Source organism: uncultured Caballeronia sp., from assembly GCF_964243625.1.
Lineage (GTDB): Bacteria > Pseudomonadota > Gammaproteobacteria > Burkholderiales > Burkholderiaceae > Caballeronia.
Genome location: NZ_CAXTGZ010000076.1, coordinates 1 through 5,914, shown reverse-complemented (window position 1 = coordinate 5,914; position 5,914 = coordinate 1). Strand labels below are relative to the sequence as shown.

Here is a 5,914-nt window from a genome sequence, read left to right as displayed (position 1 = left end):
CCGCCAATACGAAACACCATGTCGTCGGGACCTTTCAGCGCATTCAGACGTCCGCCGATCATCACGAGCAACAGGTCGCCGGCTTCGTGACCGTACTGGTCGTTGACGGGTTTGAAGCCGTCCAGGTCGATGTAAAGCACCGCGGTCTTATCGCGATTGCCCGACGCCGCCTTGTACCGCGTCTGCGATGCGTGAATCAGTCCCGCGCGATTCGGCAAGCTGGTCAGCGCGTCATGCCGCGCACGATGGTCATTTTCCCTTTCGGCTTTCATCGTTGAAACGAGCAGTCCGTTGAGACGGAATGCGGCGATGCTCATTGCAACCAGATAAAACGGGATCTGGATCAGCGTAAGCGTCAGGATGAGTTCCTTGGACATTGCCGCAGCAATGCAGCAAGGACCCAGCGACAATAAGATCATGATCGCGACGAGCCGCGGGGCGCCAAAATTCCTGAAGCAGATCCCGCCGACCATGGCGGCAGCGGACAAACAGGAGAGCGTTGCCGCAATCCAGTCGGTACTCAGGATACTGATGAACGCACCGTAACCGACACTTGCTCCCCATAGCACGCCCAGCAGCAGATACACGTCCGTGTAGGTCGGTTGACCTCGCCGTGCGGCCCGGTGCGCCGCGACCAGCAGGATCAGGCGCGTACCGCACAACAGGACCTCCAACACCACCCATGCAATGAACGCAGGCGTGGGTTCACGCATCGTGATGGCGATGGAAACGGCAATGGTATTGAGAACGCCGCCGGCAAAAATCGGCAATGTGCCAAACAGGCTTCCGATCAACGCAACGCGTATATCGTCTGGTACGTCGGGCCCGGAATAGCACAACCACGTTGTGAACCGCCAGCGAGGCAAACTAAAAGGCGCTAATTTGGTATCCATGGATCTTTGCTTTTTTTTTGCGCGACTGCTTTTGCCACGTCGGCGTCGCACTTCCTGCCTGTCATGGACTCAATCGGTATGTTCGAGATCTATCTAGAAACAAATAACGCCGGCGGTCTCTCTGAATCGCCAGGCTGCGGCGTTGACGTGTCCCCGGTATTTTCCCTAAGCGGGACGCCTGCACATGGGCGTATTCTAAGCCCGCTTACTAGCCGATAACCAGCCGCCCTGGCCTGATCAATGGTGAATCGCCTCTAAAGCGGCTTGTTGATTTGGCGAAACCGGGGCTTTCAAGGCAGGCGACGTGCAAGCCTGATTACGCCTTAACTAGCTTGACGGCGCTAATGCGATAATCTTTAGCTTAAGTAAACGCAGTATCCGGGAGAGCAATGCGCGGCCCAACCAAGAAACAACTGTCGATTATCGAACTGGTCGACCAAGGCTTGAGCGTCGAAGAAATCGCAATGCGCACGGGTAAGCTCGTAACCTCGGTTCATAAACAGTTGAACCGGGTTCGTCGCAAGGTTCGCGAAGGTCGCTACACACCAACGCCGCTTCCTATCGAATTGGCCGCAGCCACGCCGCGAATCTATCTCGCGGGTTTCGATGTCTTTCGAAACGACGCGCTTGCTCATGGCGAAACGCTCAAGGCGATGTGTCAGTCGCATGGCGCGATCGGTCTGTATCCGCTCGATGGCGAAGTCCCGGGCGAACTGGATCAGCTTGGCCAGGCGCAATGGATTTGCCGCGCGAACATGGAATTGATTCGCTCGGCGGATATCGTCATGGCAAATCTCAACGACTTTCGCGGCGCAGGTGAGCCGGATAGCGGCACCGCGTTCGAAGTCGGATTTGCCGCCGCGCTGAACAAGCCGATATGGGCTTACACGGGCGATAACCGGACGTTGATCGAGCGTGTATCGGTTAGGAAAGAAGGCGGCGCTTCGTATTGCGCCAGTGGTTTTGTGGTCGAGGATTTCGGTTTGAGTCTGAACCTGATGCTTGCGTGTACGGCACGCCTTGTTGTGGGCGGCCCGGAAAAATGTCTGGATAGCATGGCCGCCGAAGGACTCATTTAACATACGGCCTAAGCACGCACGATTGTCACGCCCGATTTCTCCAGCGGTTTTGTCAGCGCCGGATCGGTCGCCATCTCGACAATGATCGTCTGGGCAAGCGCGAGCCCTCCAATCACGAATTGCGAAGCGGCGTTGATCTTGTCCGAAGACGCCAGCACCACCGTCTCGGCCGCACGCGCCGCGAGCGCCCGCTTTACATACGCCTCTTCGTAATCGCCTGTGCTCAATCCCGCCGTAGGGTGCACGCCGGTGACACCCATGAAATAGATATCCGCCTGAATATGCGACATGGCTTCGATCGCCGCGGCGCCGACCGTCACGATGGAATGCTTGAAGAGCCGCCCGCCGATCACAAGCACTTCTATCAGCGGATGATCGATCAGCCCGACAGCCACGCTCGGGCTGTGCGTCACGACCGTCGCTTGCAAGTCGCGGGGGATTTGCCGGATCAGTTCGGCGGACGTCGTGCCGCCATCGATGATCACGACCTGCCCTTTTCCGATCATAGCCGCCGCTGCACCCGCAATCGCGCGTTTGGCCGATGACTCGATCTGTCGCCGCTCGGCAAACGGCGCCACCGCGCTCGATGCCGGCAACGCGCCGCCATGCACGCGCTGCAATAGTCCCTCGCCGGCCAGTTCGCGCAGGTCGCGCCGCACGGTGTCCTCGGATACATCGAAGGTCTCGCTGAGTTGCTTCGCGAGCACCTGGCCGTCGCGCGCCAGCGCATCGAGGATCGCTTTCTTTCGTTGGGACGTCAGCATGGTTGAAAACTCATTTGCACGAAACATCTTGATATTGCACGAATTTGCACGATACCATGAATGCTCCTTTTTCGCGATACCGGAGCAAAACCGATGGTCACTACAAAAGACAGAGTCCGCATCATCGAAACGACCGTCCTCTCAAATGACTGGTACATCCTGAAGAAAACCACCTTCGACTTCCTGCGCAGCGATGGCGTCTGGCAGCGTCAAAGCCGCGAGACCTATGACCGCGGCAACGGTGCGACCATCCTTCTCTTCAACCGCGAACGGCAGACAGTCGTGCTGACGCGGCAATTCCGCCTGCCGGCGTTCGTGAACGGGCACGACGGCATGATGATCGAAGCCGCCGCCGGTCTGCTCGATAACGCCTCGCCCGAAGAACGCATTCGCGCGGAAGCGGAAGAGGAAACGGGGTACCGCGTGCAGAACGTCGAGAAGGTATTCGAGGCGTATATGAGCCCCGGATCGGTGACTGAGAAGCTGCACTTTTTCATTGCTGAATACGATGCGTCCTCGCGCGTCGGTCACGGCGGCGGTGTGGAGGCTGAAGGGGAGGATCTCGAGGTGATCGAATGGCCGCTTCAGGACGCGCTCGATGCGGTGCGGCGTGGTGAGATCGTCGATGCTAAAACGATCATGTTGCTGCAGTTCGTGGCGTTGAATCGCGTGTTGTGAATCCAGGTCGGGCAGCGCGTGTATCCGCCAACAGCTTGATGCGCCCGGATGCTTACCGCGGCGTCCGGCATCCTCTTGAATGAGTCAGTAGTGGTAGCGGCACGAGACAATATTGATCTGCGAATCCGCGACCTCGTAAACCAGGCGATTGGTTTCGTCGATGCGTCGCGACCAAAACCCTGTCAGGTTAGCCTTCAGCGGTTCCGGTTTGCCAACACCTTCGAACGGCGTTCGCTGGGTGCCTTTAATAAGCTGGTTGATCCGTTTAAGGGTCTTCTTATCTTGCCCCTGCCAATAAATATAATCGTCCCGCGCCTCGGCAGTCCACATGATGTTCAACGAACTCATGCGCCTGTTTCATCCAACTCGTGTGACTTGACCTTGCCCGTGCGCAACTGCTTGATAGACCGCTCGAGATGAGCAATATTCGCCGGTGATCGCAGGAGATAAACCGTCTCCATCAAGCTGTCGTAATGCTCCTGTGACATGACTATTGCATTGGGTGCATCGCGGCGAGTGATAAGCGTAACGTCGACGTCATCAACCACGTTATCAATCACCTGCTTAAGGTTAGCGCGAGCCTCGGTGAAAGGGATTGTGCGCATATTTCCTCCTTGTCTCTTCCTTCACTGACCAGAACACCAGTCTAGCATGCTGAACCAAATATGTACAACTACCTGTACATGAAGACGTTCGATTTGCGTTCTCGGCGCATGGCAGGCCCTCGATTCTCAGAGTGGAGATTTTGAGCGTTTTCCGCTAATCACGATGGCAAACCGCCCGCACTTGGCAGGAAAACACCAGGCATTCGGCGGCACCATAATGGCTTCGGACTTCGAGGCTGATCATGGTTTCGCTGCAACTATTAATGGTGTTTGTCGGCGCGCTTGCGGTGGTGTATGCGTTGCCCGGACCCGATATGGCGATCGTCTTGCAGATGAGCGCATCGCGCGGGCTGAGACACGGTCTATCGACGGCTGCCGGCCTCGCAGTTGCGCGCACGCTTCACGTCACCTTGTCGGCGCTGGGCGTGGCCGCGCTGCTGCGCAGCGCGCCTTGGCTTTACGACGGCGTGCGTATAGTCGGAGCGATGTATCTTGCGTATATCGCGATCCAGATTTTCCGCTCGCCGGCTTTTGGTCTCGATACGAACAACGCAGCATCCGGCGCGGCTTACACGCTGCGCTCCGCATTCCTGAAAGGCATGATGAGCAGCTTGCTCAACCCCAAGGCCCTGCTGTTCTGCTCGGTATTATTGCCGCAATTCATACATCCCGATGCAGGCGCGGTGTGGTCGCAAGTCGTCGAGCTCGGCGTGGTGCTGGTCGCGATGGGCGCTGCCTTCGATACCACCCTGGCGTTCGGCGCCACACGCATTTCAGGCTGGCTGCGCAGTCATCCGCGCGCACAGGTCGTGCAGCGCTGGACGTTCTCGGCGGCATTGCTGGCGTTCGCGCTGCGCTTGTCGTTTGAATAAAAGCCTCTAAACGATGGGACCGTCCGCCTGCTTGCGCCGGATCGCAACCATGATGGAACTGCCCACGATCAGCAGGATGCCCGCAAGCGAAACCGCGCCGACGGTCTCGCCCCAAGCGACGTAGCCGAAGATCGCGGCCCACACGATGCTCGTGTAGTTGTAGGGGGCAAGCGCGCTGGCGTCGGCGCGACGAAAGGCCATGGTCATCAGCAACTGGCCTGTGCCGGCGAGAACGCCGACCAATGCGAGGATGGCAAGTGAATCAAGCGTTGGTGTTTTCCAGGCAAACATCAGCGAGAACCCGCTGACAATGGCACCGATCATCGTGAAGTAAAGGACTGTGACGCTGGAGTCATCGCTTGCGCGAAGCCGCTTGATTTGCAGGATCGATAATGCGCCGAATATCGCGCTCAGAATCAGAAGAACCGGACCAAGCCAACTGGTTTGATCGCTGGTCGGACGCACGACCAGCAGCACGCCCATAAAGCCGATTGCCGCCGCGCCTGCATCGCGCCGCCTTAGTGTTTCCTTCAGCAGCAACGGCGCGAGGACGATCACGAAAATCGTTTCCGAATAAACGATTGCGACAGCCTCGCTTAGCGGCACATAAGGCAGGCCTGCAAAGAAAAGGCCAAGCGCGCACAACAAGGTGATCGCTCTTAGTGTCTGCGCTTTGATGTCCAGATTCATCAAGCGTTGCATCAGCGGTTTGCTGCTTTGCAAGCTCATCGCAAATGCGGGGAACAAGCCGAAAATCATGCGGAAAAATGTCACCTCGTTCGCGGGGTATCGCAGGCTTAACGATTTTGCGAGGGCATCGACTAACGCGAAGCAAAGCATCGCCGCAAGGATTTGCGTGACGCTGCGCAGCGGAACGGTATTGCTTTGCGCAATGGAAAGAGGCATTGGGTTCACGTTTCCGGAGAAAGAGCGCGCGGGTCGGACACGGCGTAGCTTATCACCGGGAAATCGTGAATTGGATGACGTGGCGGTCGAGCCGACGAGGGGGGTCGGCTCGCGTCA

8 protein-coding genes (1 of these 8 cut by a window edge) are annotated in these 5,914 nt (G+C 57.7%); 3 read left to right on the top strand and 5 right to left on the bottom strand.

The genetic code is table 11. The annotated features are described in order from the left end of the window. Positions 1-893 carry the 5' portion of a diguanylate cyclase domain-containing protein gene (locus ACFFAR_RS07630; protein ID WP_375507709.1) on the bottom strand. 244 nt of this gene lie to the left of the window's left edge, so only the first 893 of its 1,137 coding nucleotides appear in the window; the start codon lies at positions 891-893; its stop codon lies beyond the left edge, outside the window. A 389-nt stretch (positions 894-1,282) separates the two neighbouring features. Here ACFFAR_RS07630 and ACFFAR_RS07625 point away from each other — a divergent pair, with 389 nt between their 5' ends. Next, positions 1,283-1,972: a nucleoside 2-deoxyribosyltransferase gene (locus tag ACFFAR_RS07625; RefSeq protein ID WP_375507708.1), complete on the top strand. Its 690-nt coding sequence runs from the start codon at positions 1,283-1,285 to the stop codon at positions 1,970-1,972. Between the two features lie 8 nt (positions 1,973-1,980). Here the strand turns inward: ACFFAR_RS07625 and ACFFAR_RS07620 are convergent, their stop codons facing one another. Further along, complete coding sequence (locus ACFFAR_RS07620; RefSeq protein ID WP_075360341.1) at positions 1,981-2,736, bottom strand: DeoR/GlpR family DNA-binding transcription regulator; 756 nt, start codon at positions 2,734-2,736, stop codon at positions 1,981-1,983. A gap of 93 nt (positions 2,737-2,829) precedes the next feature. Here ACFFAR_RS07620 and ACFFAR_RS07615 point away from each other — a divergent pair, with 93 nt between their 5' ends. After that, positions 2,830-3,414 carry an NUDIX domain-containing protein gene (locus ACFFAR_RS07615; protein WP_375507707.1) on the top strand — a complete coding sequence of 195 codons (585 nt, stop codon included), beginning with the start codon at positions 2,830-2,832 and terminating at the stop codon, positions 3,412-3,414. Positions 3,415-3,498: 84 nt separating this feature from the next. Here the strand turns inward: ACFFAR_RS07615 and ACFFAR_RS07610 are convergent, their stop codons facing one another. Together ACFFAR_RS07610 and ACFFAR_RS07605 are read right to left on the bottom strand one after the other, a co-directional pair. Then, on the bottom strand, positions 3,499-3,762 hold the full coding sequence (locus ACFFAR_RS07610; protein WP_375507706.1) for a Txe/YoeB family addiction module toxin: 264 nt from the start codon (positions 3,760-3,762) through the stop codon (positions 3,499-3,501). Further along, positions 3,759-4,019: a type II toxin-antitoxin system Phd/YefM family antitoxin gene (locus ACFFAR_RS07605; RefSeq protein ID WP_062001223.1), complete on the bottom strand. Its 261-nt coding sequence runs from the start codon at positions 4,017-4,019 to the stop codon at positions 3,759-3,761. The genes ACFFAR_RS07610 and ACFFAR_RS07605 overlap by 4 nt, the downstream gene beginning before the upstream one ends. Before the next feature lie 242 nt (positions 4,020-4,261). Here ACFFAR_RS07605 and ACFFAR_RS07600 point away from each other — a divergent pair, with 242 nt between their 5' ends. Further along, positions 4,262-4,891: a LysE family translocator gene (locus tag ACFFAR_RS07600; RefSeq protein WP_375507705.1), complete on the top strand. Its 630-nt coding sequence runs from the start codon at positions 4,262-4,264 to the stop codon at positions 4,889-4,891. Between the two features lie 6 nt (positions 4,892-4,897). On the opposite strand, the gene ACFFAR_RS07595 is transcribed toward ACFFAR_RS07600, so the two are convergent. Next, a complete protein-coding gene (locus tag ACFFAR_RS07595) occupies positions 4,898-5,797 on the bottom strand; it encodes a DMT family transporter (RefSeq protein WP_375507704.1) in 900 nt (299 codons plus the stop codon). Between the last annotated feature and the right edge of the window lie 117 nt (positions 5,798-5,914).

Excerpts from the sequence above, each read along its gene's own strand:
- ACFFAR_RS07600 (WP_375507705.1), top strand. The coding sequence starts at position 4,262 with ATGGTTTCGCTGCAACTATTAATGGTGTTTGTCGGCGCGCTTGCGGTG.
- ACFFAR_RS07615 (WP_375507707.1), top strand. The coding sequence starts at position 2,830 with ATGGTCACTACAAAAGACAGAGTCCGCATCATCGAAACGACCGTCCTC.
- ACFFAR_RS07625 (WP_375507708.1), top strand. The coding sequence starts at position 1,283 with ATGCGCGGCCCAACCAAGAAACAACTGTCGATTATCGAACTGGTCGAC.
- ACFFAR_RS07605 (WP_062001223.1), bottom strand. The coding sequence starts at position 4,019 with ATGCGCACAATCCCTTTCACCGAGGCTCGCGCTAACCTTAAGCAGGTG.
- ACFFAR_RS07610 (WP_375507706.1), bottom strand. The coding sequence starts at position 3,762 with ATGAGTTCGTTGAACATCATGTGGACTGCCGAGGCGCGGGACGATTAT.
- ACFFAR_RS07620 (WP_075360341.1), bottom strand. The coding sequence starts at position 2,736 with ATGCTGACGTCCCAACGAAAGAAAGCGATCCTCGATGCGCTGGCGCGC.
- ACFFAR_RS07595 (WP_375507704.1), bottom strand. The coding sequence starts at position 5,797 with ATGCCTCTTTCCATTGCGCAAAGCAATACCGTTCCGCTGCGCAGCGTC.